This window comes from Pseudobacter ginsenosidimutans (genome assembly GCF_007970185.1).
Classification (GTDB): Bacteria; Bacteroidota; Bacteroidia; order Chitinophagales; family Chitinophagaceae; genus Pseudobacter; species Pseudobacter ginsenosidimutans.
In genome coordinates this window covers 626,765-653,757 of sequence record NZ_CP042431.1, presented here as the reverse complement: position 1 = coordinate 653,757, position 26,993 = coordinate 626,765, and the positions used below count along the sequence as shown (strand labels likewise).

Here is a 26,993-nt window from a genome sequence, read left to right as displayed (position 1 = left end):
AATTAACCGTACAAAACTGTTAGAGAAAGCATCATGAAGAAATATTTTTATCTGCCGCTCTGTGTGCTGGCAGGTTCCTGCGCCTGGTTCAAAGGTGGAACCAAAGACGCAGCAGTCAGCAAGAAAAATGCTCCAGCATCCGCTACCGTTGTTGCTCCCAAACCACCGGCAGTGCCTCCTTCCAAGAATGGCGTGAAACCATTAGACCAGGTAGTAAAAAATCTCCCAGTACAAAAAGGTCTCTTCAATGTATACAGTTCCAAAGAACTCGACAGTGTTTTCTTTGAGATAGGCGATACACTAATGGGAAGAGATATTATGGTGATCAACCGGGTGAACCGTGGACCTGGAGGCATCAATCTCTATGCCGGCGAAGAACTGGAAGAGAACACCATTTATTTTGAAAAAGCACAAAACGATAATATCAGGATCCGCTTCAGGCAGGTAATCGCCGATGCAGACAGCAACCAGGTGATCGCAAAAGCTGTTAAGCTATCCAATCTTGATCCGGTGGCTGGTACATTTCCCATCAAGGCTTATGGCAAAGACTCCGCCAGTTATGTGATTGATATGAGCAAATTCCTGAAAGACGGACAAAGCTTTGTTCAGAAAGTTGCGAAGGGCGTTAATTCAAACCTGCTGGATATTCGCAGGGACCAGGAACTGATGCAGATCAAAGTGTTTCCCATGAACGTGGAACTGCTTTCAAGTCACAATACTCTGCTCAAGGAAGACAAGGCCACAGGAAGGCCCGATCAGGCGCCGGCCACTCTTGAAATGAAGACCAGCTTCATTGCGCTTCCCAAAGTACCTATGCAGCGTCGCATCATGGACCCGCGCATCGGATATTTTGCCAACTACTCTTATGTGTTCGGAGATAAACAACAAAAATCGGAAACACAACGCTTCATTGTAAGATGGAGACTGGAGCCGAAATCTGAAGACATGGCCCGCTACAAAAGCGGACAACTGGTAGAACCGGCAAAACCCATCGTGTTCTACATCGATCCCAATACTCCCAAACAATGGAGAAAATACCTGATCCTCGGTGTGAATGATTGGTCCAAAGCTTTCGAGAAAGCTGGATTCAAAAACGCCATCGTAGGAAAAGAATGGCCGGAGAATGATACTACTATGGATATGGACGATGCACGTTATTCCTTTATCCGTTATTTCCCTTCTGAAATTCCCAATGCTTATGGTCCTAACGTGAATGATCCACGCAGTGGCGAAATCATTCAAAGCCATATTGGCTGGTATCATAACGTGATGAGCCTGGTGCACGACTGGTACATGGTACAGGCAGCTCCCAATGATCCTGAAGCGCGTAAGATGCAATTCGATGAAGAGCTGATGGGACAACTGATCCGCTTTGTATCCAGCCATGAAGTAGGCCACACACTGGGCCTAAGGCATAACCATATCAGCAGCAGCCAGACACCTGTTGAAAGTCTCCGTGATATCAATTACCTGAAACAACATGGCCATACCGCCAGTATCATGGACTATGCACGATTCAACTATGTAGCGCAACCTGAAGACAATATCCCGCAGGAACTGCTCTTCCCAAGGATCGGCGAGTATGATGACTGGGCTATCGAATGGGGATACAAGTACACCGGTAAAACTGCCAGTGATGAAAAGAAGGAACTCTACGATCTTACCACCCAAAAGCTCAATGCCAATTCACGACTGCTTTTCGGCAGCTATGAAACAGGCAGTCATGATCCGCGCAGCCAGTCTGAAGACCTCGGCGATAACCCCGCCAAAGCAAATGCTTATGGGATCAGGAATCTGAAACGCGTAATTGAAGGTCTGCCTGAATGGACAAAAACCGATGATGGTTTCAACAGGGACCTTGCGCAGATGTACAATCAAACAGCCAACCAGTACTTCAGGTATGTAGGCCATGTGATCAAATTCATGGGAGGAACTACCACTACCATCCGTACAGACAATGATGCAAAACCTGTAGTGGCGCCTGTAGCCAAAGATAAACAGGTAGATGCCATGAACTTCCTGGTGGATGAAGTGCTTACCACACCTACCTGGTTGCTCTCAGACAAGATCACTGACAGGACGATGGGTACCGGTGGCCCCTATGCGAATTTTGTGGAAGATATACAAATGCGTGTGATCAATACCCTTCTGGATGCACCAGTTATCCAAAATGTGGTGAACAATGAAAAACGTTTCGGGAATGTAAAGACCCTGGGAACTGATCAATACCTGACCATGCTGCGCAACAATGTCTGGAAAGAATTGAAACAGCCTTCCGTAAAGATCGATGGCTATCGCCGCGCGATCCAGAAAGCCTATGTGGGAGCGTTGTCGTTCAATCTGGCCAATACCACCAGCTCAGCAAATCCGGGAGAGCCGAACCCATATATTGAGACCGACTCTTATTCTATTTCTGTTGCAGAGTTGAAATCCCTGTTGCCAATAGTAAAGCAGGCAATCAATAAAGCAAGTGATGCTTTAACAAAAGCACACCTGGTAGACCTGGAACTGAAACTGGCCAAATCAGCAAACGAAAAATAATTATTATCAACCTTATCTAATACCGCACCCTATGGCAATGCACGATCAGGATTCCATTCAAAAAATGCAGGAGCTGGCAGCTCTCTTCTTTCAGAAACTGCAGGGCACCATTCAACCCGAAGGTGAACAGCAACTGGAAGCATGGCTGCTGCCTCAAACAGAGGAGAACAGGAAATTCTATCAAAGCCTGACAGATCAGGCTTCTATTGAATCTGCGCTTCGTTCTTTCTACTCTGTCAACGAGGACGCTGCATTGAAGGATATGCTGACCAGGATCCAACAGGGTAGCCATGAAACAAGTACTCCGGAAATTATAACGGAAATACCTGTACGCAAAACCTGGTACCGCTATGCTGCTGCTGCGGCCATCGGGATCCTGATCGTGGGCATTGCTGCAACATTCTGGCTGACCAGCCGTACCGGTGATGACCAGACTGACACTTCCCGTACAGCGCATTACAACAGTGAGGCGCTGCCCGGGAGTGACAAAGCCATCCTGCAACTGGAAGACGGGCGCTCTATTTTGCTGGACACAGCTTCAGGTGAGCTGGCAAAACAAGGCGAAACCCATATCCGGAAAAATGAGGAGGGAGTGCTCAGTTATGATCCGGGGAATACAGGAGCCGATACTGCAATGGTATATAACAAGATCATCACACCCCGCGGAGGACAATACCAGGTTACATTGCCGGATGGTAGTAAAGTATGGCTGAATGCAGCATCCAGCCTCCGTTTTCCTGTAGCATTCAAAGGCAGGGAAAGGGTAGTGGAGCTCAGCGGTGAAGCATATTTTGAAGTAGCACAGAATGCAAACAGGCCATTCAAAGTGAATGTTGGCGGTAAGGAAGAGCCCATGCAGGTGGAAGTATTGGGTACGGGATTCAATATCCAGGCCTATGCTGACGAACCTGTAAGAGCCGCTACGCTTGTGAATGGAAAAGTAAGAGTTAATAACGGAAATGCGCATGTGATCCTGCAACCGGGGCAGCAGGCAAGGTTGAAGGAGCTAAGCCTTACAACAGCCAGCGCAGACCTGGAGGAAGTGCTGGCCTGGAAGAATGGCATTTTCTATTTACAGGATGTGAATATCCAAAACATCATGCGCCAGCTTTCACGCTGGTACGATGTGGAAGTGGTGTATGAAGGAAATATCACACAACAATTTGTGGGTAAGATCCCCCGCACCATGAATTTATCAGATGTATTGAAAGTATTGGAATCCACAGGGTGGGTCCATTTCAAGTTTGAAGGGAAAACAGTCACAGTATCTCCCGATTGAGAAAATTTTTGAATAACAGCAACGCAATACCAAAACAACTTATGCAAGGCTCACACCAAATCTATAACGGGACACTGCAACGCAAGGCCCGTTGGCGCATGGTCAGGATGACTGCTGTTCTTTTACTGCTGGGTCTTATTCAGGCAGGTGCACAGGTAGCAGCTCAGACAGTAACCATTTCAGCCAATAAAATGCCGCTGGAAAAGGTCTGTAAAGAAATTGAAAAGCAAACCGGCTACTATTTCGTGTATGCCAAAGACCTGGAAAAATCGCAGGCGGTTTCTGTACAGTTGAAGAATGAAGAGCTAAAAGCAGCACTGAACAAAGTATTTGATAATTCCAATCTTACATACGAACTGGTTGGAAAAGTAGTGAGCGTGAATACCCGCAGGAAAGCTGCGCCTGCTCAGCCAAAGAACGAATCGTTTGTTGATACCATCACCCTCAAAGGTGCTGTAATTACGGAAAAAGGACCACTGGAAAATGTTTCCATCAGCTCTACCCTATCAAAGCGCTCAACCCTCACGGATGTGAAAGGCAATTATGTTCTCAAAGGAGTGATCCCTGGTGAAGAGATCATATTCTCCTATGTTGGATATACGACTTACAGGGCAAAAGCAAGGAGCAGGGAACTGGTGGTTGCCCTGGAGGTAGCGGATAACGAACTGGACAAAGTAGTGGTAAAAGCATATGGAACTACAACCAAGAGATTTACCACTGGAACCATCGCTACTGTTTCCGGTAAGGACATCGAGAATGTGCCGGTACAAAACCCATTGCTGGCCCTGACCGGTCGTGTACCCGGCATCGTTATTACCCCCTGAGTGGCGAAGCCAGCGCTCCGGTGAAGGTGGAGATCAGAGGGCGGAACAGTATCAACCCGAACTTCCCCTCCGATCCTCTGTACGTAATCGATGGTATTCCTCAAACCATCATGGACCTCAACAACAGGAAAGTGGAATATATGGAACCGACCATGATCTCATCGGGCCTCAATCAATCGGATGTGTACGGACTTGGAGGATTGAGCATTCTTTTCGGATTGAACCCTGCAGACATTGAGTCGATCGATGTATTGCAGGACGCAGGAGCAACGGCGGTTTACGGAAGCCGTGGCGCCAACGGTGTGATCCTCATCACCACAAGGAGAGGCAAGGGCGGTGGCACCCGAGTGACTTTTGGAGTTTCACAGGGGCTTACTTATGTAACGAAGTACTATGATATGCTGAACATCAAAGATTACCTTCAGTTGAGAAGAGAAGCTTTTGCCAATGACGGCAAAACTCCTTCCAAAATTCCAGGTGATCCCAACTATGCGCCGGACCTGCTGTTGTGGGACACTACCCGCAACGTTAACTGGCAGAAATATCTTTATGGCAATACCGGTCGTTATACCCGCTACAATGCAAGCCTTTCGGGTGGCAACGAGATGACCAATTTCAGGTTGAGCGGCGGCTATTCAAAGACCACCGATATCAAGGCTGTCAGCGGAACCAACCAGTCTGCCACTTTCTCGTTTGCACTCGATCACAAAAGCGCCAACAAGAAATTCACCAGCCAGCTTACCGCTATGTTTGTGCATTCCAAAACCGACGCTGTACTGCTGAGTGCCAGCTACACACTGCCTCCCAATGCACCGGATGCAATGGACAGCAGCGGTAATCTCAACTATGCTGCCTATGAAATAGCAAAAGTGAATTTCCCTTTTGCTAATCTGAAAAAATCGAATGAAGGAAAGAACAATCAATTGCAATCAAGCCTTGATCTGGGCTACCTGTTATTCACAGGAGTGAGCCTGGTTACCAGTTTCAAATACACACAGTCAAATAACAACTCTGTTTCCCTTGTTCCCATTGCTTCCAAAAATCCATTTTCCACTACTGATCAGAAAGGGAACAATTATACCGGTAACACCAGGGTCAGCAACTTTACGGTGGATCCTGGCATTACCATCAACAAGCCTGTGGGCAACGGAGCCATCAGTGCAAGGATCGGCGGTACCTATCAGAGCAATATCACGCAAAGCCTTTCCATCAATGGCAGTGATTACATTTCAGACGACCTGATCGGATCATTGTCCAATGCCCCCAAAACCACCACCAGCGAACGATACGGGCAATACAAATATGCAGGTGTGTACGCAATGGTGAATTACGATTATGCCCATAAACTGTTCTTCGATATCAGTGCAAGAAGAGATGGCAGCAGCCGCTTCGGGCCCGGTAAACAGTTCGGCAACTTTGGCGCATTCGGCGCCGCCTGGATCATCACGGAAGAAGAGTGGGCACGCAAAGCAATACCTGAATTCATTACGCTCATCAAACCCTCCTTTAACTACGGTATCGTAGGAACTGATGGTGTAGGAGATTACAGGTACCTGTCACAGTGGAACAGTGAATCCAATTACACGCCACTCACCAATTACAATGGCTTGAACCCGCTGGTGCCGCAACTCCAGGCCAACCAGGATTTTCACTGGGCCAGCAGCAAGCAACTGTCTGTGAACTTATTGCTTGATTTCTGGAACAGGATCTCAGTAACAGCCAACTGGTGGAAGAATAATACAGATAATCAACTGGTCCAGTTCCCTACAGGATCATTTACTGGTTTCGATTATGTAACAGCCAACTCTCCCGCCAATGTACTGAATACCGGATGGGCACTCACACTGAATGCTACCGCTATTCAAAGGAAAGACTGGAGATGGCAGTTGAATTTCCAGACCAGTAATTCCAAAAATAAACTCAAGAGCTATCCAAATCTGGAATTGAGCCCCTACTTTACAGAATACAAAATAGGCGCTTCCATCAACGATCAGTACGTGTACAAGTTTATTGGTGTGAACCCGCAGACCGGCAGATTCGAGTTTGTGGACATCAATAAGGATGGAGAAGTGAAAACCAATAGCAGTGTAGCGCCAGGTACCGGTGATGACGACAGGTATTATACTGTGAACCCCATTCCCGATTTCCAGGGAAGCGTAAGAAGCACGCTTCGGTACAAGCAGGTGACCCTCGATCTTTTGTTCAGCTGTAAACGTTACTGGGCTTCCACTTTCCTGAACGGCAGGATCGGGTTGATGCAGAATATCAGCCAGTATGAATTCGATCATCGCTGGACAACGCCCGGGCAGATCACCAATGTGGCCAAACCAACTGTCAGTACGCTTCCCAGCAATCAGGGAGATCTTCAGAACTCCGATGGTAAATTCGAGAAAACGAATTTTATCCGCCTCAGCTCTGCCTCCATCGCTTACAGCATACCACCGAAAACGCTGAAGCTGGCAGGATTGTCGTCCATGACCATCAGCCTGGATGCCAATAACCTTTTTCTGCTGACCAATTTCAAAGGCATCGATCCGGAATTGTCCTGGGGCGGTGGCTCATTGCCTCCCAGCAGAACCATCGCACTCACACTCAACTGTTCATTCTAAACTCCAAAACTGCTGAAATGAATTTCTCCAATCTATTAAACACAAAAGCCGGATCTGCAGTTTTCCTGCTGACTGCCCTGGCTTTAACAGGGTGTAAGAAACTGGTGGAGATCGATCCGCCGCGCGAAACGATCGCTACAGAGAAAGTCTTCAACAATAACCAGAATGCCTACTCAGCCCTTGCGGGTATGTATTCCATGATGATGACAGGTACAGACGGAAGCCCTAATTTCAGTAATGGCGGCCTTAGCATTTATGCCGGCATGATGGCTGATGAAGTAGAGTCGCTGGCAGGGGTTAACAACCCGGATGACTATCAGTATTACTCCAATCAATTACGAAATGATAACGCACTGGCACAACCGCTTTTCTGGGATGTGCCATACCGGGTGATCTATTCAGCCAATTCCATTATTGAAGGGGTGACTACCTCCACTTCGCCATTGCTTTCCGATACAACACGTGTTCAACTGAATGCAGAGTCGAAATTTGTGAGGGCTTACTGTCATTTTATGCTGCTCAACCTGCATGGCGATGTGCCGCTGATGACAACAACTGATATCAGGAAAACTGCACTGGTTCCCAGAACCCCGGTTGCAGACCTGTACAGGCAGATAGAGGCAGATCTGAAAGATGCATTTGCCAATCTTCCGGATGATTACAAATTCTCAGCACAGCAGAGGAGCCGCCCCAACAAATGGGCTGCAGCCGCTTTGCTGGCGCGAGTGTATCTCTATCAGCAAAAATGGGCGGAAGCTGAAGCGCAGGCTACAGCAGTGATTGATAAGACCAGTCTTTACGATATTATTCCTTTGGCAAATGTGTTCAAACCCAATAGCCCTGAAGCCATTTTTCAACTGGAGCATGTGCCCGGCAATACGCACGATATTACTGTTGAGGGTTCCAGACTGGCTCCTTTCTTCCGTTATTCAATGTTGCCGCCGGATTATCAGGCATTGTTCCTTGACCCTTCCTTTTTCCCGGCTGTTGCACCGCAGATCATTCCTTCTTATTTTTTATCGCTGGAACAATTGGCGGCATTTGAAACGGATGATGACAGGAGAGCTGTTTGGGTAGATGGGTTTGTTTCTCCCGATATGGAAGGTTATCATGGCAAGAAATATTTTTATCCGGTTAAGTATGAAGGACTGCCAACGGCAAACAATGCACCGGTCCCTGCACAGGCGCATATGGTACTCAGGCTGGCTGAGCAATATCTCATCAGGGCGGAAGCAAGGGCACAGCAAGGTGCAGATCTTACCGGCGCTGCAGCGGATATCGACAAGATCAGGAACCGCGCCGGACTAGGCAATACAACAGCAGCCAGCAAAGAAGAACTGCTGGAAGCGGTTTTGCATGAACGTCAAACAGAACTCTTCACCGAAGACGGACAAAGATGGTTTGATCTCAGAAGGTTTGGAAAGGCCAACGCAGTTTTAGGTGCAATGCCCAACAAACAGCCCTGGAATCCCGATCATTTATTGCTTCCGATCCCTGCCAGGGAAATTCAAAGGAACCCGCTGCTGAAGCCCAATCCCGGCTACTAATATTCTTCTTTCATGTAGTTCTTTTAAGTACAGCCCCGGATTTTTCCGGGGCTTTTTTATGGAACAGTATTGCCATCTGCATCTATCCTTTCCCGGTTGCCACTCATAAGGATTTTTAGTTATTTTTGAAAAGGGCCCTTTTTTCCCGGCAACCAGGAATTATTTATGTTACTTACTATCAGCACTACACGAAGACCTGCATCCGACCTGAGCTTTCTCTTGCACAAACATCCCGGTAAAGTGCAGCAGGTAGAGATCTCTGCCGGCATCGCGCATTTATTCTATCCCGAATCCACAGACGAAAAATGTACCATCGCATTGTTGCTGGACATCGATCCCGTGGGACTCGTCCGCAAAAAGAACGAGAACGATTTCGCATTGCAACAATATGTGAACGACCGCCCCTATGTGGCCAGTTCGCTCATGAGCGCCGCCATCGCCAAATCCTTTGGTACAGCCATGGGCGGCCGTTGCCAGCTGAAGCCGGAACTGGTGGATATCCCGTTCCCGCTGGAAGTGCAGCTGAGCGGTCTGCCCGTTTCAGGAGGAGAGGAATTGCTGCGGTCTTTGTTTGTACCTCTGGGCTATACAGTTATTGCTTCCCGTTACCCTATTGATCCGAAATTCCCGGAATGGGGGCTTAGCCGGTTCTACTCAGTTCAGTTGACAAATACTATCACTATTCAGCAATTGCTGTCGCATCTTTACCTGCTCATTCCAGTTTGTGATAACGAGAAGCATTATTTCGTAGGGCAGCATGAAGTGGAAAAACTGATGGAGAAAGGGAAGGACTGGCTGCCTTCGCATCCCGCCCGCGAACTGATCACCAAACGTTACCTCAAATATAAAAGCAGTCTTACCAATGAAGCCCTCAGCATGTTATTGAAAGAGGAGGACGAGGAACAGGAAGATGCAACTGAAGGAGCGGAGCATACCCCTAAATTGCGCGTGCACGATCAGCGCCTGCAGGCGGTTTGCGATGAGCTGCTGCTCACCGGCGCACATTCTGTAGCGGACCTCGGTTGCGGAGAAGGTAAACTGCTCAAACTCCTGATTGAACAAAAGCAGTTCAAAAAAATATTGGGTATGGATGTGAGTCATCGATCGCTCAGTATTGCCAATGACAGGCTGAAAACTGAAAGGATGCCAGACAGGCAGCGTGCAAGGCTCGGCCTGATCCAGGGATCTCTCATGTACCGGGATCAACGGCTGGAAGGATACGAAGCCGCCGCACTGGTGGAAGTGATCGAACACCTGGATGAACCCAGGCTGGCTGCCATGGAAAAAGTGATTTTCGGCTATACAAAGCCGATATATGTGATCATCACAACGCCCAACAAGGAATACAATGTACTTTTCGAATCCATGCCTGAAAATGCGATGCGGCATACAGATCATCGTTTCGAATGGACACGCCAGGAATTTTCCGACTGGGGCAACCGCGTAGCTGCCGAACACGGGTACCATGTCAGCTTCAAAGCCGTGGGTGAAGAACAGCCTGAAGCAGGCGCACTTACGCAAATGGCTATTTTCTCAAAGAACAAATAATCCCTCATGCGATCCAACGCAGAATACATACATATTCCAGGGCTTTCCCTGGTAGTTTTGATCGGGGCTTCCAGCTCCGGCAAATCAACTTTCGCCCGGAAGCATTTCAAACCAACGGAGATCGTCAGCTCCGATCAATGCCGTGGTATTGTGAGCGATGATGAGAACAGCCTGTCTGCATCCAATGATGCATTTGACCTGGCCCGCTATATCGTTGCTAAGAGATTGAAGAATGGCTTACTCACAGTAGTAGATGCCACCAACGTGCAGGAAAGCGCCAGAAAGGACTGGATCAAACTGGCGCGTGAATACCATGTACTGCCTGTAGCCATCGTAGTGAACACGCCTGAAAAGATCTGCTCACAACGAAGCAAGGTCCGTCCGGATCGCGATCTTGGCCCGCACGTGATCCCGCATCAGATCTCGCAACTTCGCAGAAGCTTACGCTATCTGAAAGGAGAAGGCTTTCGACAGATATTTGAACTGAGCGTGGAAGACACAGACAATATCAAAGGCATCATCCGCGATCCTTTGTACAACGATAAGAAAACAGTACACGGCCCATTTGATATCATCGGCGATATACATGGCTGTGTTGATGAACTGGTTTTGCTGTTGCAAAAACTCGGCTACCAAAAAGAAAATGATAACTGGGTTCATCCGGAAGGAAGAAAACCAATCTTTCTCGGCGATCTGGTGGATCGCGGTCCAGATTCTCCCGGCGTGCTGAAACTGATCATGCCGATGGTGAAAACAGGTCTTGCCTGGTGCGTGCCCGGTAACCACGATGATAAACTGAAACGATGGCTCACCGGTAAGCAGGTGCATGTCCGTCATGGACTGGAAGTTACTGTTGCGCAACTGGCAGGTGAGTCCGATGAGTTCCGGAAAGAGATCGTGCAATTTGTGGATGGACTGATCAGCCATTATGTTTTTGATGATGGCAAGCTGGTAGTAGCGCATGCGGGCATGAAAGAATCCATGCAGGGCCGCGGATCCGGCGCTGTTCGTGAGTTTGCGTTGTATGGAGAAACAACCGGAGAGACAGATGAATTCGGTTTGCCCATCCGTTACAACTGGGCTGCTGAATACAAAGGCAAAGCGATGGTAGTTTATGGTCATACGCCCGTGCCTGAACCGCAATGGCTTAACAATACGATCGATATCGATACAGGTTGCGTGTTCGGCGGCAGGTTGACCGCCCTTCGCTATCCTGAAAAGGAATTGGTTTCTGTTCCGGCAGCAAAAGTGTACAGCGAGCCCGTGCGTCCGCTCGCGCCGGCGCCGGTTACACTTACACTGCAGCAACAACAGGATGATGTGCTGGATATATCGGATTTCACAGGAAAGCAGATCGTTCCTACCAGGCTCGGACATAATATTACTATTCGTGAAGAGCAGTCCATTACGGCGCTTGAAGTGATGAGCCGGTTTGCTGTAGATCCACGCTGGCTTATCTATCTTCCCCCTACAATGAGTCCATCTGAAACCAGCAGCCTGCCTGATTATCTCGAATACCCCACCGAGGCATTCGATTATTTCAGAAAAGCAGGAATTCAGAAACTGGTCTGTGAAAAGAAACATATGGGATCAAGGGCTGTGGTGATCGTGGGAAGAAATGCGAAAGCCATTCAGAAAGCTTTTGGTATTACAGGGGACGCTACCGGTGTGATATATACGAGAACCGGACGGGCGTTCTTCACTGATACTGTCACTGAGCAGGCTTTATTGCAGAGACTGAATACAGCACTTGAATCAGCGGGATTCTATGATCAATTCAAAACAGATTGGGTTTGTCTGGATACCGAGCTCATGCCCTGGAGCAGCAAAGCGCAAACTCTATTGCAAAATCAATATGGAGCAGTCGGTGCTGTGGCCACGGGTTCCCTGCAGGCTGCCATGCAGGTACTGCAACAGGCAGGTACACACGTAGATGTACAAGCACTGCTAAGCCGCTATAAGGAAAAACAGGCAAGCGTACAGAATTTTATCACTGCTTACCGTCAATATTGCTGGCCGGTTGAACAACTGGAAGATTACAAAATTGCACCATTCCATATTCTCGCAGCAGAAGGCCAGACCTATTTTGATAAGGATCATGGCTGGCATATGGATACCATCGCCACTATCTGCGCACAGGATCCGGGCATCCTGCTCGCAACTGAATACAAAGTGACCGATTTGCAAGCTGAGAACAGTATTCAACAGGCAACTGACTGGTGGCTGCAGCTTAATGCCAGTGGTGGAGAAGGAATGGTAGTGAAACCCTGGAACTTTATTGAGACCAATGCAAAAGGACTGATCCAACCTGCTATCAAAGTGCGTGGACGTGAATATCTCCGCATCATCTATGGAGCTGAATATACTTTGCCGGAGAATATGAACAGATTAAAGAATCGTGGACTTAATGGTAAACGCTCACTGGCGCTGCGTGAGTTTGCGCTGGGCTTGGAAGGACTGGAAAGATTCTGCCAACATATGCCGCTGCGAGCTGTACACCAATGCGTATTTGGTGTGTTGGCGCTGGAAAGCGAACCTGTGGATCCCCGATTGTAGTTTTTTGTGCTTGCTGTTTTGGGTGTATGCGAACCGGGCTGCGAAACAAACCAACGCGGGTGGATGTTTTTGGGCTGTTGGTTGGTTTGGTTGGGCTGTGGAACTGAGCCGGGCTTCTTCGCTTATGTTTCGGAGGCCCTGTTCGCATATACCCAAAACAGATGGGCAGCGGGGAGGTGTAGCAATCTTAATGTGGGATCCACTGGTTTGCTTTCTGCGTGAGTGGTTATGATGGGTGGGGTGGGTTGTGCTTGCAGTAGGTTATTTAGGCTTTGTCTTTTTTGGGTCTGATGATTAGTCTTAGCGTTGGATTGTTGGTAAAGAAGGCCCACATCCAGGAGAAGGCCAGCCATACCTTATTGCGGAAGCCTACTAACGGGATGATGTGAACGAAAAGCCAGATGAACCAGGCAATGAATCCCTTCAGGAATGTTTTGGGAAGGTCGGCAACGGCCTTGTATTTGGAGATGATGGCCATGGAGCCTTTGTCGTTGTAGAAGAAGGAGAGCATTTTTTGTCCGTCTGCCGCGCGTTTGAGATTCTTTCCGAGTAATGTTCCCTGCTGGATGGCAACCTGCGCCAGCTGAGGATGACCGTTAGGAAAGGCTGGATCGGAGATTTGGAAACAGATATCGCCAAGGGCATAGATATTGGTTGTGTTCAGTACTTTGTTGTTGGCGTCTACGAGCAGACGCTTGCCGCGGCCGATCGATTCCGCGGGAATACCGGGTAAAGTGCGGCCGGTTACGCCGGAGGTCCAGATCAGTGCATGAGTTTCGATAGCCGTGCCATCGGCCAGGATCACTTTCCCATCTACATAATCTTTCACGGCTTTATTGAGAATGATATGAACGCCCAGGCGTTCGAGTTGTGCAGTGGCTTCTTTCTGCGCCTTCGGGCTCATGGGGCCGAGTAAAGTGGGGCCGGCATCAATAAGATAGATATGCGATGTGAGGTCGCGGATCTCAGGATATTCCTTGGCCTGGATATAGCGGCCCATCTCGGCCAGCATACCGGCCACTTCCACACCGGTAGGACCTCCGCCGGAAATAACGATATTCAATAATCTTGCCTTTTCATCCGGATCGGCAGAACGGACAGCTTCTTCCATATTCAGCAGGAGCTGGTTGCGGAGAACGAGCGCATCATCGATATTCTTCATCGGCAGCGCATGTTGCTGCACGTTAGTCATGCCGAAATAATTCGATTCAGCACCTACGGATAGAACGAGTATATCGTATGAGAGAATTCCTGTATCGGTTTCGATCGTGTTTTGCTCCGGATTCACTTTCAGGAAACTGCCCATATGAAAACGGCAATTCCTCATTTTCTGGAACATCCGGCGGAAAGGATAACTGATATTGGAAGGCTCGATGAAAGAAGAAGCCACCTGGTACAAGAGGGGCGGGAAGAAATGATAATTGTTCTTGTCTACCAGCGTTACCTGGAACCGGTCGTCATTGGCGAGCCTTTTTACAAAATTGATCCCTGCAAATCCTCCTCCTACAACTACAACTTTCTGAATGTCCTGTGCCATGTCATTAAGATTTATATACGTGTTCAAAAATAAAACTATGCCAGGGAGGTAAGGGGAGTGCTATTAGCCGGCGGGGCTTGTCCGGCAGGCATAAATTTACCAATAAATATTGAAAGCAAAGAGCCCGGGTATTCCCGGGCTCTTTTATATAACAAATGAAAAGGATTAGAACTTGAAGGTAACGCTTCCCATGATGGTCCTCAGTTGCTGAGGATTGAGGGTAGTGTAACCGATATAATACTCCTGGTTGGTAAGGTTATTACATTTCAGGCCGAATCTCCATTTAGCCTGATCATAATAGATAGTTGCGTCTACCAGTGTGAATTCAGGAAGCGTGAATACGCCGTTCTCCACACTGTTCACGATCATATTATCGCTCTGATATCTAACACCGCCACCGATGCCAAAGCCTTTGAGTTTTCCGGAGAAAGTATAATTCACCCAGCTATTGAATGTGTGGGGAGACCCTGCAACGTCCGGACGACGGCCTTTCACGCCTTCATCAGATTCCAGGAATTTAGAATCGTTATAAGCATAACCGAGTACGAGGTTCAGACCTTTCACGGGGTTTGCAATTACTTCCGCTTCGAAACCCTGGCTTCTCTGGGTTCCATTCTGGATCGAGAAGTTGGGGTGGATAGGATCAGCACGCAATACATTTTTTACTTTGATATTGTAATAGCTCACGGTGCTGGTGAGTTTGCCTCCGAGCAGGTTCACTTTTACTCCGCCTTCCAATTGCGTTGCTTCCTCAGGATCGAAACTCTTCCTGGGCTCTCCTTCTTCAACATATGGACCACCGGGCTTATTGGTGAAACCATTCTGGTAGTTACCGAAGATGGATACTACATCAGGAATGGGTTGGATCACCAGTCCGAAACGGGGAGAGAAGAATGTTTGTGCATAGCCACCCTCATAACCGCCTTTTGTTGGATCGAAATTGCCTCTGTAATCATATCTGTCTACACGAACAGCTGCAGATGCGATCACGTAATCTGTGATGTTCACTACATCGCCTACGTATGCGCTGTAAGTGGAAGCCTGGAATCTTACAGGATAATACCAAACGGTGGAACCATCCTGCAATACTTTGTTCAGGTTATCCTTGTTGAAATTACCGTAAGTAGGGATCACTCCGTTCTTGGGTATCATATCGAAATCGGCGCCATAGAACATCTGATCGGAGTTCTGGTGGAGATAATCCAATCCGGCCAATACGCGATGCCTGAGTTTGCCGGTTTTGAAATCACCGATAAAATTCTGCTGCACTTCGTACACATTCATGTCACTGTTGGCTGTAGACTGTACGGCACGTACCATGGAGTCAGCACCAGGACGGTCTGTATTAGGCACCAGGTAGAAATAAGCAAAAGGACCATCAGAGTTACTGTAAGAAGTACTCACATTGGTTTGTGAAGTCCATTTGTCTGATATTTTGTAAGATGCCTGGCCAAAGAAATTAGCCACTTTCGATTTCTGGAAAATATCATTGGAAGAATATGACCTTTTATAGTCTATGCCGAGTTCTTTGGGGTTATGTGCTCCCAGCTGGTCTGTGGGGGAATAGAAAAATACAAAAGGTTCTGATGCATTGCTGGAGTTGTAAATCTCTGCATCGAAGTTGAAAGAAAGACGATCAGAGGCTTTGTAGGTAAGCGTTGGAGCAAATACAAAACCTTTGTTGAACCCGTAATCCCTCCATGCTCCTTCAGAATAATAGGCCGCGTTGGTGCGGAGCAAAACTTTTTTGTCTTTGTCCAGCGGTGTGTTGATATCAACAGTAGCGCGGTTGAAACCATAGCTTCCCATTGCGTAGGAAATTTCGCCACCGAAATGGTCGTATGCTTTCTTGGTAACACGGTTGATCAAACCACCGTAGGAAGAAAGTGTGCTGCCGAAGAGCGTAGCGGATGGGCCTTTCACCACTTCGATACGTTCTACGTTCACGGCATCGGCGCGGCTGGTGATATTTCCGGAAATACCATTCCTCAGCTGGCTTTGAACGATGAAGCCGCGCATATTGTAATAAGCGCCGCCATCGCCACCACGGCCGGTGGCCTGCCACATGGTTTGTACACCAGGAGAATTGTGGATCACATCGTCCACAGAAAATGCCATCTGTTGCTTCATCAATGTGCCGGTGATGGTTGTGTACACCTGGGAGTTCTCTGTATTCTTAAGGTTGATCTTTGATACATAATCACTGCTGGTGCGCGTCATCTTGTTGCCGCTCACAATTACTTCCTGCAGGTCTTTGGAAGATACCTGCAGTTCGATGGTGATATTGATGGTTTCTTTTTCTTTTACCGTCACTTCTTTCTGATAGGTTTCATGACCTACGAAAGAGATCTCGATTGTGTAGTTCCCTGGTTCGAGGTTACGCACTACAAAATTGCCATACTCGTCTGTTACTGCTGATCTTTTGGTTCCTTTGAAAGTGACCGTAACGGCTTCTGCAGGGTTGCCGTCTGAAGTGGTTACTTTTCCTCTGATGATTCCTGTTTCATCTGCTGCAAATGTGATCAGGGAGCAGATGAAGATCAGCGTCATCATGAGAACTGATTTTTTCATCATTGTTTTATTTATTTTAATTCCGGGACGGGTTGGTTGTCAGTGAAGGCTGCAGGATGTATGCAATAGAGAAGAGGTTGCAGCCGTTTGACGGCGCAAAATTAAATGCCGGGGACCCGGGCTCTTATCGAATCCGGGAAATGGGTTTACGAAAAGCGGAAATGCTGACTACTGCTTGCTTAGATCAGAATAGCTGACTTGCTGGAAATACACTTTGGAGCTCGTTTTCTGGCCCATGGAACTGCCATATAAACCGATAATGGCGCCCACAAAACCGCCCGCAGTATGTGTGCTGAGAAATCTGGCGTCAGCGATGGTGTTTAATTCCTTCCAGTCTTTCCCATTCTTGTACCTGAAGCTGATGGTTGGACCATTCACTTTCACGCTCAATTCAGCAGCGCCGCCGGGGATTGGCCCCTGCTCCAGCATTACTAAACTGTCTGCAGAGGATTTGAACAATTGCACCACCGGTTTACCGGCATCCACAGAAATGCAGAGGAAATAATGATGCGTCTCATTCTGGAAAAGCACGATCCCGGCTTTTTCATTGGGACTTTTGGCCGTGAATTTAAGGCGGGTGCTTGCCAGACAGTTCGCAGACTGTTGCCGGAAGCCGATGAAAGCAGGTTGTGCTTTTCCGCTGACAGTTTCAGGGCGCAGGTTCATCATCAGCTCGCCGGGTTTTTCAGTGAGACTGTACCATTGTTCACGCGGTGTTCTTAGAAAGATATAACGAAAGTCCAGTTTCTTATTATTGAAATCGTCTGTGAATTGAACGGGATTGCTGTAAGGGTTTTTTACGGAGACAGTAGTTTGTGGGAAAGGCACAGGATAGAATAATTGCACAGCCTGATCGCCTTCAAGTATATGCGGCCAGCCATCTTTCCATTGCACCGGCGCCATGAATGTTTCGCGGCCGGTATTGTAATGATCATCATCATACGGACGACAGCCGAGGAAAACGGCATACCATTTTCCATCTTTTGTTTCCACGAGATCTGCATGACCGGTGCTGGTCACCTGGTTGGAGCGGTTGGGATCCAAATGTCTTTGTGTGAGGATTGGATTTCTTTCATAGGGAACATAAGGTCCGTCTACATTCCGGCTTCTGAAGATCACTTCGCTGTGATTGAATTCGGTTCCTCCTTCGGCTGCCATGAGATAGTACCAGCCATCTTTTTTGTAGAGGTGTGGCCCTTCGATCCAAATGGGTTTCTTACTGAGATCTGTTCCTCCGTTCACGAGTATCTTATGTTCACCAGTTACGGTCAGTTTCTTTTCATCGAAGCGCATCATGCGGATGGCCCTGTGCCCTTCGTAGAGCGCTTTATTATCCGGAGGATCGCTGTTCCATACAATGTATCCATCACCGTTATCATCGAAGAAAATACTGGGATCGATGCCGGGCATATTGGGCAGTGAAACAGGATTGCTCCAGGGGCCTGCCGGATGATCAGCTGTGATCACAAAATTGCCGATATCGCTCACATTGGTACATACGAGATAGAATTTGCCATTGTGGTAAGTGATGGAAGGCGCATACAATCCTGCTGACACACCGGCTCCATCGAGTTTGAGTTGTTCGGGTCTGTCCAGCGCATGTCCTATCTGTTTCCAGTTCACCAGGTCCTTGCTATGGAAGATGGGCAGACCGGGAAAATATACAAAAGTGGAATTGACGAGATAGTAATCATCGCCTGCCCTGCAAATGCTGGGATCGGGATAGAAGCCGCTCAGGATGGGATTCCTGTATTGCATTGGCTGCGCAGCTGCAATTCCCAGGATCATGGCGAGGAATGCGGTGAACAGAAATTTCATATGCTGAAAATTGATAAGGTTAAAAGTTGACCACTGCTTCGTATGCGCTTTTCCGTTGTAAGCGGGTATCAAATAGAAGTGGATGGTCTTTGCGGTCTCTTACAGGGAAGTTATCAAGCCAGCTATAGCGGTCGGAGATATTCCAGAATGTGATGCCGGTGATCTGGCGGCGGTATTTCCTGAATAGTTGGAACACTTCTTTATAGCGTTGTATTTGCAGGGCTTCCTTCTCTGCTGAGAAGCTGGTATCAGCGTCGGATGATTGTCTTCGCCTGGCATCATGTTCTTTCCGGTAGACAGAGATATCCAGTTCCGTGATCTGCAGTTGAAGCCCGGTGGCTGAGAATTCATTCAATGTGCTGTCGAGTTGAGTAAATGATGGCTCATTCACTGCCCAGTGCGCCTGCAATCCGATACCATGGATGGGCACGCCTTTTTGTTGGAGGCTTTGTACCAGGCGGATGATCTTTGCTCTTTTTACCGGATCGATCTCGTTGTAATCGTTGTAGAAAAGCAATGCTTTGGGGTCTGCTTCATGCGCATACCGGAAAGCGGCTTCGATAAAATCCTCGCCGCAAATCTGCAACCAGCGGGAATCCCGGAGATATTCATTCTTTTTGTCGCTGATCACTTCGTTCACTACATCCCATGCATAGATAACGTCTTTATAACGATTAACCACAGTTGTAATATGGTCTTTCAATCGTTGCAGCAATTCTTCTTTGGATACGGGTTGTCCGTTTGCGTCAGTGAACAGCCAGCCCGGTGTTTGGTTATGCCAGCAAAGTGTATGCCCCCTCAGTTTGAGTTTGTGCTGACGCGCAAATGCTGCGATACTGTCTGCATGCGCCCAGAAATACTGGTCCTTGCGTGGATGGATTGGCCCCATCTTCATGGCATTCTCTGCGGTGAGGCTGTTGAATTCACGCAGTACCAGCTGGCCTTCATCTGTTTTCAGAGCGACGGGTGAAACGGCAACACCGATGGGGAAGTAATCACGATAATAATCTTTGAGGCCTTTGACGGAAGATGGAGAAGAGACCCGGTTGCTGCTGCATTGCAGCATCGAACTGATCAGTGCTGTAGCAGCAACACCCCGGATGATATTTTTGAAATTGAGTTTCATAATCATTGAATGGAAAGTGATTTGCTGAGTACCAGACTGGTTGTCTTGTTCTTTACGGCTGGCTGTCCACCTCCAATGCTGACCCATATCTTTTCGGCTGGCTGTACCAGTTTGCCATCTTTGCTCACAACAGAAAGCATATCCGGGCTGAGTGTGAATTCCACCATCCGGCTTTCGCCTGCTTTCAGCGCGATTCGCTGGAATCCTTTGAGGGCGCGTAATGGCGCAGTTTCTGTTTTGCCGGTATGAGATACATAGAGCTGCACCACTTCTTCGCCGTCCATTTTTCCAATATTCGACACGCGCACTTTTACAGTGAGGGCCTTGCCTTTGCCATGGGTAGCGGGCAATGCGAATCCATCATAAGTGAAATTGGAATAACTGAGACCATAGCCGAAAGGATAAAGCGGTTTGCCGTTGAAGTAGCGGTAGGTCCTGCCTTTCATTTCATAGCTGTTGAAATCAGGAAGGTCTTTATCGCTTGCATAAAATGTGACTGGCAGTCTGCCGGCGGGATTATAATCTCCGAACAATACATCGGCAATGGCTGTGCCTGCATGCTGACCGCCATACCAGGCATTGATGATACCCGGGATATTTTGATCTTCCCAGGGAATGGCAATTGCACTGCCGGTCATCATGATGAAAACAACCGGCTTGCCGGTAGATTTCAGTTCCTGCAAATATTTCGTTTGAATGGCAGGGAGCATTATGGAGGTGCGGTCGCCGCCATTGAATCCAGGATAATCCACTTTCATTTCTTCGCCTTCGAGTTGTGGAGAGATACCACCTGCGAAGAGGATCACATCGGCATCTTTGATCCTTTCTTTGAGGGCTGCAATATTCGTTCTTCCTGTTTTACCTGCTTTGAACTGAATGGCTGCATTGCCTTCGCCCTGATACATTTCAACACGGATGCGGTACTGCTTTCCTTTTTCGGTTTCCAGTGATAATTTCCTTGCACCCCAGCGGTTGCGTTCCCAGGCATCGAGCTTTAATTCATCATTGATGAATATGCGATAACCATCGTCACCGCTGGCCTCGAACTGCAATGCTTCTGTTTCGCGGGCAGTATAAACAGTGGTGTAGCGGGCAGAGAAGTGGATGGTATTGATGCCAGTGGCGGGACTTTGCCCTTCAGGCCAGTAATGGTGGATATCTTTTTCGGTGATGGTCATATCCGGACTGCCTTCCATTTTTTCATTATTCCAGTATTCTGCTTTTACACCGGGCTTGCCATCGGTACTATAAAAGGAAGAGAGGTCTTCAAATATGAGCAATGAATCGTCAGTGAAGTTCACGGCTTTTTCGTAGATGATCTCTACATCGTTGCCCAGCTTGCGTTGCAGTCCTTTGAGTACTGTAATGATCTCGGAAGGCATACCATTGTAGTTGCCGAGCACAGCAATGGGATTGTCTGCATTGGGGCCGATGAGCGCAATCTTTTTGATTGATCTTTTCAATGGGAGCGTATTGTTCTGGTTTTTCAGCAGTACAATCGATTGCTGTGCCATTTTCAAAGAATGTGCTTTATGGGTTTCGCTTTCGAGAACGGATTCATCTATTTGTGTGTAGGGCACCATCGAAGGAGGGTCGAACTGGCCGAGCCGGTAACGGATAGTGAACAATCTTTCCAGTGAAACATCGAGTTGTTTTTCTGTGATGATGTTTTGCTTCACGGCATCCACCAGTGTTTTGTATACTGAAACGCCGCATTCCACATCGGTGCCATGCAGTACGGCGTCTGCGGCTGATACGGTGGCGTCCTTATGTGTTTTGTGGTATTTGAAAAAATCGTCGATGGCCCAGCAGTCGCTGGTCACATAACCATTGAATTGCCATTGATTGCGGAGGATATCGTTCATGAGCAGATCGCTGGCGCAGCAGGGCTGGTCGCGGAAAGCATTGTATGCGCACATCACGCCGGCTACTTTGGCATTTGTGATCAGTTCTTTGAATGCGGGCAGGTAAGTGTCCCAGAGATCATAGGCGCTCACGTTGGCATTGAAGGAGTGGCGGGAAGGTTCCGGTCCGCTATGCACTGCGTAGTGCTTGGCGCAGGCAGCTGCCTGCAGGTACCTTGGATCATCTCCCTGTAATCCATGAACGAAGGCGCTGCCGAGCATGGCAGTGAGGAATGGATCTTCGCCATAGGTCTCCTGTCCCCGGCCCCAGCGTGGGTCGCGGAAGATGTTGATATTGGGCGTCCAGTAGGTGAGTCCGAGATAGCGCTCACGCGTTCTGTTCTTTTTGATGGCGATATTATTGATGGCGCGTCCTTCCGTTGCAGCGTATTTGGCCATCGTGAAAAGCGAGCTGGTGTCCCAGGTGGCGGCCATACCAATGGCCTGTGGGAATACAGTCACTTTGAAAGGTGTTCTTGCCACGCCGTGCAAAACTTCGTTCCACCAGTCGTATGCGGGGATACCGAGCTTTTCCACGGCTGGTGCAGCATTGAGCATCTGCGCAACTTTTTCTTCCAGGGTGAGCCTGCTGATGAGATCGCGCACGCGGGTGGTGGTGGGAAGCTTATGGTCCCACATCGGATAGGTTTTATATTCCTGTGCCTGTATTTGACTTGCACTGAGCAGCAGGAATATGGCGGCCAGTTTTTTCATGCAATCAGTTTTTATATGCGTTTTGTTTTCTGATAGTTCCGTCTTCGTTGTAAAAGAGTTCAGTCACTTTTACATTGCGCAGGAATGTTTTGCCGGAGATCTGCACATCATGATAGAAGAGATACCAATGTCCATCGTAGAAAACGATAGAATGATGGTTGGTCCAGCCTTCCACGGGTTCCAGCAATACGCCCTTATAGGTGAAGGGACCGTATGGATTATCGCCGATGGCATAACAGATATTGTGAGAGTCCCCGGTGCTGTAGGAGAAATAGTATTTGCCGTTGTAATAATGCACCCAGGCAGCTTCGAAGAAGCGTTTTTCTTTATCGTTTTCCATGAACGGTTTTCCATTTTCATCCAGGAGCTGAACTTCACGAACGGGCTCAGCAAAGGATTTCATATCGGCTGAAAGTTTGGCTACACGTGGAAGAACGGCTGTATCACCGGGTTGGGGGATGGGGGCCGTGCTGTTGTATTGATTGTTCTTCCAGCGTTGTAACTGGCCTCCCCAGATGCCGCCGAAATACATGTAGTAATCACCGTTAGCATCGCGGAATACGCAGGGATCGATGCTGTAGCTGCCCGGGATGGGCTCAGCCTCCGCTTTGAAGGGCCCCTGTGGTTTTTTGCTGGTGGCAACGCCGATGCGGAAAATATCCTGTTTGTCTTTAGCCGGAAAATAAAGATAGTAGGTCCCGTTTTTGTAGGCAGCATCAGGCGCCCAGAGCTGGCGGCCTGCCCAGGGAATATCGTCGAGGGAGAGGGCAACGCCATGGTTCTTCACTTTCCCTTCCACATCGGTCATGGAATAGACATGGTAATCCTTCATGTTGAAGTGATCGCCATTGTCGTTTTCAGCAACGCCGGATTCGATATCATGTGATGGATAGAGAAAGATCCTTCCCTTGAATACATGTGCGGACGGATCGGCGGTGAACTGTTTTTTGATCAGTGGTTGCGATACAGGTTCGCGCTTCAAAGTTCCTTTCTGTGCAAAAGCTGCCGGCAACAGAAGGCTCATGGCTACTGCTGTTGCAAGAACTGGCTGGAGAAATTTCATTGGCATGATCGTACTGTTTTATCGATGTAGTGTTTCAGGAAATCCCAGATGGCCTGGTTTTGCTTTGCCGGCATTGAGCTCCAGTTTCTGCAAAACCACACCGGGGTCCACCATCCAGAAATGAAGGGTGTGTTTTCCGGGTTTACTGATATACAAATTTGTTTTTTTTATGATGATATTGTTGGCTACCCATGTTTCCCAGATTCTTGTATTTCCATCGTCTTTATTGAGTTCCATGATCTGTGGTTCCTGTTCATCGATACTCACGGCAAACTGCATGCCTTCCGGCGTATGCTGCAGGTTGAGGGTAGGAGAGCAATACACAGAGAGCTCAAACGCAGATGCATCGCGTACATAAAAATCATAGCTCAGTTTTGGAGCGTTCCCGCCGGGCTGCTGACGGGGAGCTATAACCGGGAATGGCGTGATGGCGTCTCCGGTACGGCCATGGTCCGGAAGCACCGTCCAGGTAATACCATTGCTGTTGACTGCATTTGAATAATGTGCGGCATCCATCGATACATAGCCGGAATATTGGTAGAACTGATTGCCGGAAAAGCCTGCCGGAATAAGCTCTTTCGATGTTTTAGCGAAAGTATCGATGCTGATGAGTTTTTCTTCTTCAGGAGCTTCAAGGTATTTCAGCGCGGGTATTTTATTGAAAGGCGGTTGTTGCCAGTAGGTGTAACCGATATGGGTCTGGCTCATCATATGGTTCCATTTCCCGTTATTGATGCGGTGGTATTGCAATGAGATCAGAGAATCGTTTTCGAAATGTTGTTTTGCAGTATCAGCGTACCTGTTGGCGATGGCGAGATTGTATTTCGCATGGTGCTGGTTCAGGGCAGTGTAATAATAGAGTTGATAGAGATTGTTCACAGCCGAAATGGGATGTAATACGAGTTGGAAAAAGGCGTCCCGGTAAGTGGCCGGAAGTTGAGCGGCGATTGCTTTTGTTTCTTTTTCCAGTTTTCCGGTTTCTTCGATCACGGAACTGAAAGCGTTTCCTCCGGCAAGGTTGTAGCTGTTCTCATTCAATAGCTCAGGTTTTTTTCTCCCGGTGATCTTTGTGTAAGCGGCGAGGAGCTCTGCGATCTTCTTTTGGTGCTGGTCTCCGAATTGTTGCGCTGCCCATCGTTCAGTGTATGCACGGATGTCTGCAGGTCCGATCCTGGTTGGGTTCCAGGCATAGTCCAGGAAGAAGGAGATGGGAAGCTCCATGGGTTTGAGGTCTCCCACATTCACGATCCAGATCTGTTTTACATCATATTCCCATGCCAGGTGCATCTGTTCCCACACGCGGGGAAGCGGGTTGGTGTTGATCCATTTATAATTGCGGGGGCCGCCGACATAATCGAAATGATAATAGATTCCGTACCCGCCTTTGCGTTTATTGGCATCGGGCGCAGGCAGCCTGCGGATATTACCCCAGTTATCGTCGCAGAGCAGTAAGGTAACGTCGTCGGGTACGCGCATTCCTTTGTCGTAATAGTCCTGCACTTCCTTGTAGAGGGCCCAGAGCTGTGGTGTTTGATTAGCGGGTTTGCCGCTGACTTCACTGATGATTTTCCGCTGATCGGCCACAATGCGTTCCAGCAGGCTGGTGGCGGTTTCCCGGCTCATGGGCTCATCGCCGTCCCCACGCATGCCAACAGTCACGATCTTTTCATTGGTGGCGCGCTGCAGCCCTTTGCGCCAGAAATCCCGGAGCGCCATCGTGCTGCTGTCGTAGTTCCATAATTGTTTGTTGCCGTAGCGCCGCCATTCATCGTGTGCACGCATCAATGGTTCATGGTGACTGGTGCCGATCACGATGGCATATTGCTCAGCCATTTTGATGTTCAGACTATCATCGTCATAAAATGCATTGCCCCACATGGCAGGCCAGATATAATTGGATTTGAGACGCAGCATCAGTTCAAATACTTTCTCATAGAACCCGGCGCGAAAGCCTCCAAAATGCTGCCGGCTCCAGTTGCTGAGAGCGGGAGCCTCATCGTTCAAAAAGATACCGCGGTATTTCACCAGCGGACTATCTGTGATGCTGGCGGATCTTTTGATATGGATCGATTGCTTTTTCTGTACAGGCACATCGGCCCACCAGTACCAGGGCGAAACGCCGGCCTGCTTCGAAAGCTCCAGTACTCCGAAAGCCGTGCCACGGGCGTCACTGCCGGTGATCACCAGGGCTTCCGGAATATTGGGAAGAGGATTTTTTATGGACGAAATATGAAATGCTTCCCAGCGGTTACTGATTTCAGTTAGGTTCAGCTTTTTCTTTCCGTGGAGTTGCCGGATAATGCCCGATCGATCCGAACTACCGATGATGATCAATTTCCCGGGTTGCGGCTTTTCTATGATGGCTGGTCTTTCCCCTGTGATCAGGAAAATGTCCTGCTGCAATAGCGCAGCAGCTTTTCTTACTACTTCATGATCATTGGGGGCCACCAGGATCTTAACCTTGTTCAAACTGTAGGTGGATGCATCAGCACGGGCGGCTACCAGTTGCGCTTCTGAGTTGCGCATCAGCAGTACCATTACGGTACCCAGGATCATATGGAGCAAAGGAGCTTTCAAAACAATCAATTGGTTAATTTGTCAGATCAGAATCCGATGGAGTTGCCTCCGTCCACCGGCAGTACCACACCGGTAATGTATTGAGCCGAATCGCCGGCAAGAAACAGGGCGGCTTCGCCGATATCGGCGGGCTGTCCCATTTTTCCCATTGGAGTACGGCTGAATACTTTTGTTTTTCTTTCGGGATCGCTGTTCAGGGCTTTGTCTGTCATGTCTGAATAGATGAATCCCGGAGCGATCGCATTTACGCGTATACCCATGGGCGATAGTTCTACTGCCATGGCGCGGGTGATGCCCTCGATGGCGGTTTTGCTGGCGGAATAGCTGATCACTTTCGGAATGCCGTACTGGGCAGCCATGGAACTGATATTCACGATGCTGCCGGAACCCTGTACCAGCATCTGTTTCACCACTTCCCGGCTTAAAGAGAAAACCGAAACCAGGTTGGTATTGATGATATTGATGAAATCCTCGTCGGTTACATCGGTAAATTCTTTTTTCTGGTTGATGCCTGCATTGTTCACAAGAATATCTATCGATCCAAATTCTTCTGTGATGGATTGCACAAAGTTGGGTAATGCTTTCAGGACGGTCAGGTCCTGAACTTTCGGGTGACAAAGCACGCCAAGCTGCTGTTGCGCCAGTTCCAGTTTATGTTCGTCCCTCCCTACGATCACCGTCTCGATGCCATGCTTCGTGAAAGCCGTAGCAATAGCCAGTCCGAGGCCTGATCCTCCTCCTGTAACAATGGCTATTTTCCTTTTATTGTTTTCCATGAT

15 protein-coding genes are annotated in these 26,993 nt (G+C 48.4%); 7 read left to right on the top strand and 8 right to left on the bottom strand.

All coding sequences use genetic code 11. From position 1 onward, the window contains the following. The first annotated feature begins 33 nt into the window (after positions 1-33). The 7 genes from FSB84_RS02510 (at position 34) to FSB84_RS02480 (ending at position 12,904) form a co-directional block, all read left to right on the top strand. A complete protein-coding gene (locus tag FSB84_RS02510; RefSeq protein ID WP_130543055.1) occupies positions 34-2,541 on the top strand; it encodes a zinc-dependent metalloprotease in 2,508 nt (835 codons plus the stop codon). Positions 2,542-2,572: 31 nt separating this feature from the next. Continuing rightward, the gene (locus FSB84_RS02505; RefSeq protein ID WP_130543056.1) at positions 2,573-3,820 is read left to right on the top strand and encodes a FecR family protein; all 1,248 of its coding nucleotides are present in this window, start codon (positions 2,573-2,575) and stop codon (positions 3,818-3,820) included. A 41-nt stretch (positions 3,821-3,861) separates the two neighbouring features. Beyond that, on the top strand, positions 3,862-4,644 hold the full coding sequence (locus FSB84_RS02500) for an STN domain-containing protein (RefSeq protein WP_147122017.1): 783 nt from the start codon (positions 3,862-3,864) through the stop codon (positions 4,642-4,644). Between the two features lie 20 nt (positions 4,645-4,664). After that, positions 4,665-7,253 carry a SusC/RagA family TonB-linked outer membrane protein gene (locus tag FSB84_RS02495; protein WP_158643754.1) on the top strand — a complete coding sequence of 863 codons (2,589 nt, stop codon included), beginning with the start codon at positions 4,665-4,667 and terminating at the stop codon, positions 7,251-7,253. A gap of 17 nt (positions 7,254-7,270) precedes the next feature. After that, positions 7,271-8,800: a RagB/SusD family nutrient uptake outer membrane protein gene (locus FSB84_RS02490; RefSeq protein WP_130543058.1), complete on the top strand. Its 1,530-nt coding sequence runs from the start codon at positions 7,271-7,273 to the stop codon at positions 8,798-8,800. Between the two features lie 165 nt (positions 8,801-8,965). Then, positions 8,966-10,348: a 3' terminal RNA ribose 2'-O-methyltransferase Hen1 gene (locus FSB84_RS02485; RefSeq protein ID WP_130543059.1), complete on the top strand. Its 1,383-nt coding sequence runs from the start codon at positions 8,966-8,968 to the stop codon at positions 10,346-10,348. A gap of 6 nt (positions 10,349-10,354) precedes the next feature. Beyond that, positions 10,355-12,904: a polynucleotide kinase-phosphatase gene (locus FSB84_RS02480; RefSeq protein ID WP_130543060.1), complete on the top strand. Its 2,550-nt coding sequence runs from the start codon at positions 10,355-10,357 to the stop codon at positions 12,902-12,904. Between the two features lie 265 nt (positions 12,905-13,169). Here FSB84_RS02480 and FSB84_RS02475 read toward each other — a convergent pair whose 3' ends face one another. The 8 genes from FSB84_RS02475 to FSB84_RS02440 all read right to left on the bottom strand — a co-directional run bounded on the left by FSB84_RS02475 (position 13,170) and on the right by FSB84_RS02440 (position 26,990). Beyond that, entirely contained in the window at positions 13,170-14,441 is a 1,272-nt protein-coding gene (locus FSB84_RS02475; protein ID WP_130543061.1) for an NAD(P)/FAD-dependent oxidoreductase, read from the bottom strand. A 165-nt stretch (positions 14,442-14,606) separates the two neighbouring features. Further along, complete coding sequence (locus tag FSB84_RS02470; RefSeq protein ID WP_207234303.1) at positions 14,607-16,994, bottom strand: TonB-dependent receptor; 2,388 nt, start codon at positions 16,992-16,994, stop codon at positions 14,607-14,609. A 186-nt stretch (positions 16,995-17,180) separates the two neighbouring features. After that, positions 17,181-18,830 carry a glycoside hydrolase family 43 protein gene (locus tag FSB84_RS02465; RefSeq protein WP_130543062.1) on the bottom strand — a complete coding sequence of 550 codons (1,650 nt, stop codon included), beginning with the start codon at positions 18,828-18,830 and terminating at the stop codon, positions 17,181-17,183. 19 nt (positions 18,831-18,849) lie between these two features. Continuing rightward, positions 18,850-19,956 carry an endo-1,4-beta-xylanase gene (locus tag FSB84_RS02460; protein WP_225979964.1) on the bottom strand — a complete coding sequence of 369 codons (1,107 nt, stop codon included), beginning with the start codon at positions 19,954-19,956 and terminating at the stop codon, positions 18,850-18,852. A 2-nt stretch (positions 19,957-19,958) separates the two neighbouring features. Beyond that, positions 19,959-22,574: a glycoside hydrolase family 3 C-terminal domain-containing protein gene (locus tag FSB84_RS02455; protein WP_130543063.1), complete on the bottom strand. Its 2,616-nt coding sequence runs from the start codon at positions 22,572-22,574 to the stop codon at positions 19,959-19,961. A 4-nt stretch (positions 22,575-22,578) separates the two neighbouring features. After that, entirely contained in the window at positions 22,579-23,643 is a 1,065-nt protein-coding gene (locus tag FSB84_RS02450) for a glycoside hydrolase family 43 protein (RefSeq protein ID WP_225979963.1), read from the bottom strand. A gap of 12 nt (positions 23,644-23,655) precedes the next feature. Beyond that, positions 23,656-26,214: a glycosyl hydrolase 115 family protein gene (locus tag FSB84_RS02445; protein ID WP_207234304.1), complete on the bottom strand. Its 2,559-nt coding sequence runs from the start codon at positions 26,212-26,214 to the stop codon at positions 23,656-23,658. A 26-nt stretch (positions 26,215-26,240) separates the two neighbouring features. After that, entirely contained in the window at positions 26,241-26,990 is a 750-nt protein-coding gene (locus FSB84_RS02440; RefSeq protein ID WP_130543064.1) for an SDR family NAD(P)-dependent oxidoreductase, read from the bottom strand. Between the last annotated feature and the right edge of the window lie 3 nt (positions 26,991-26,993).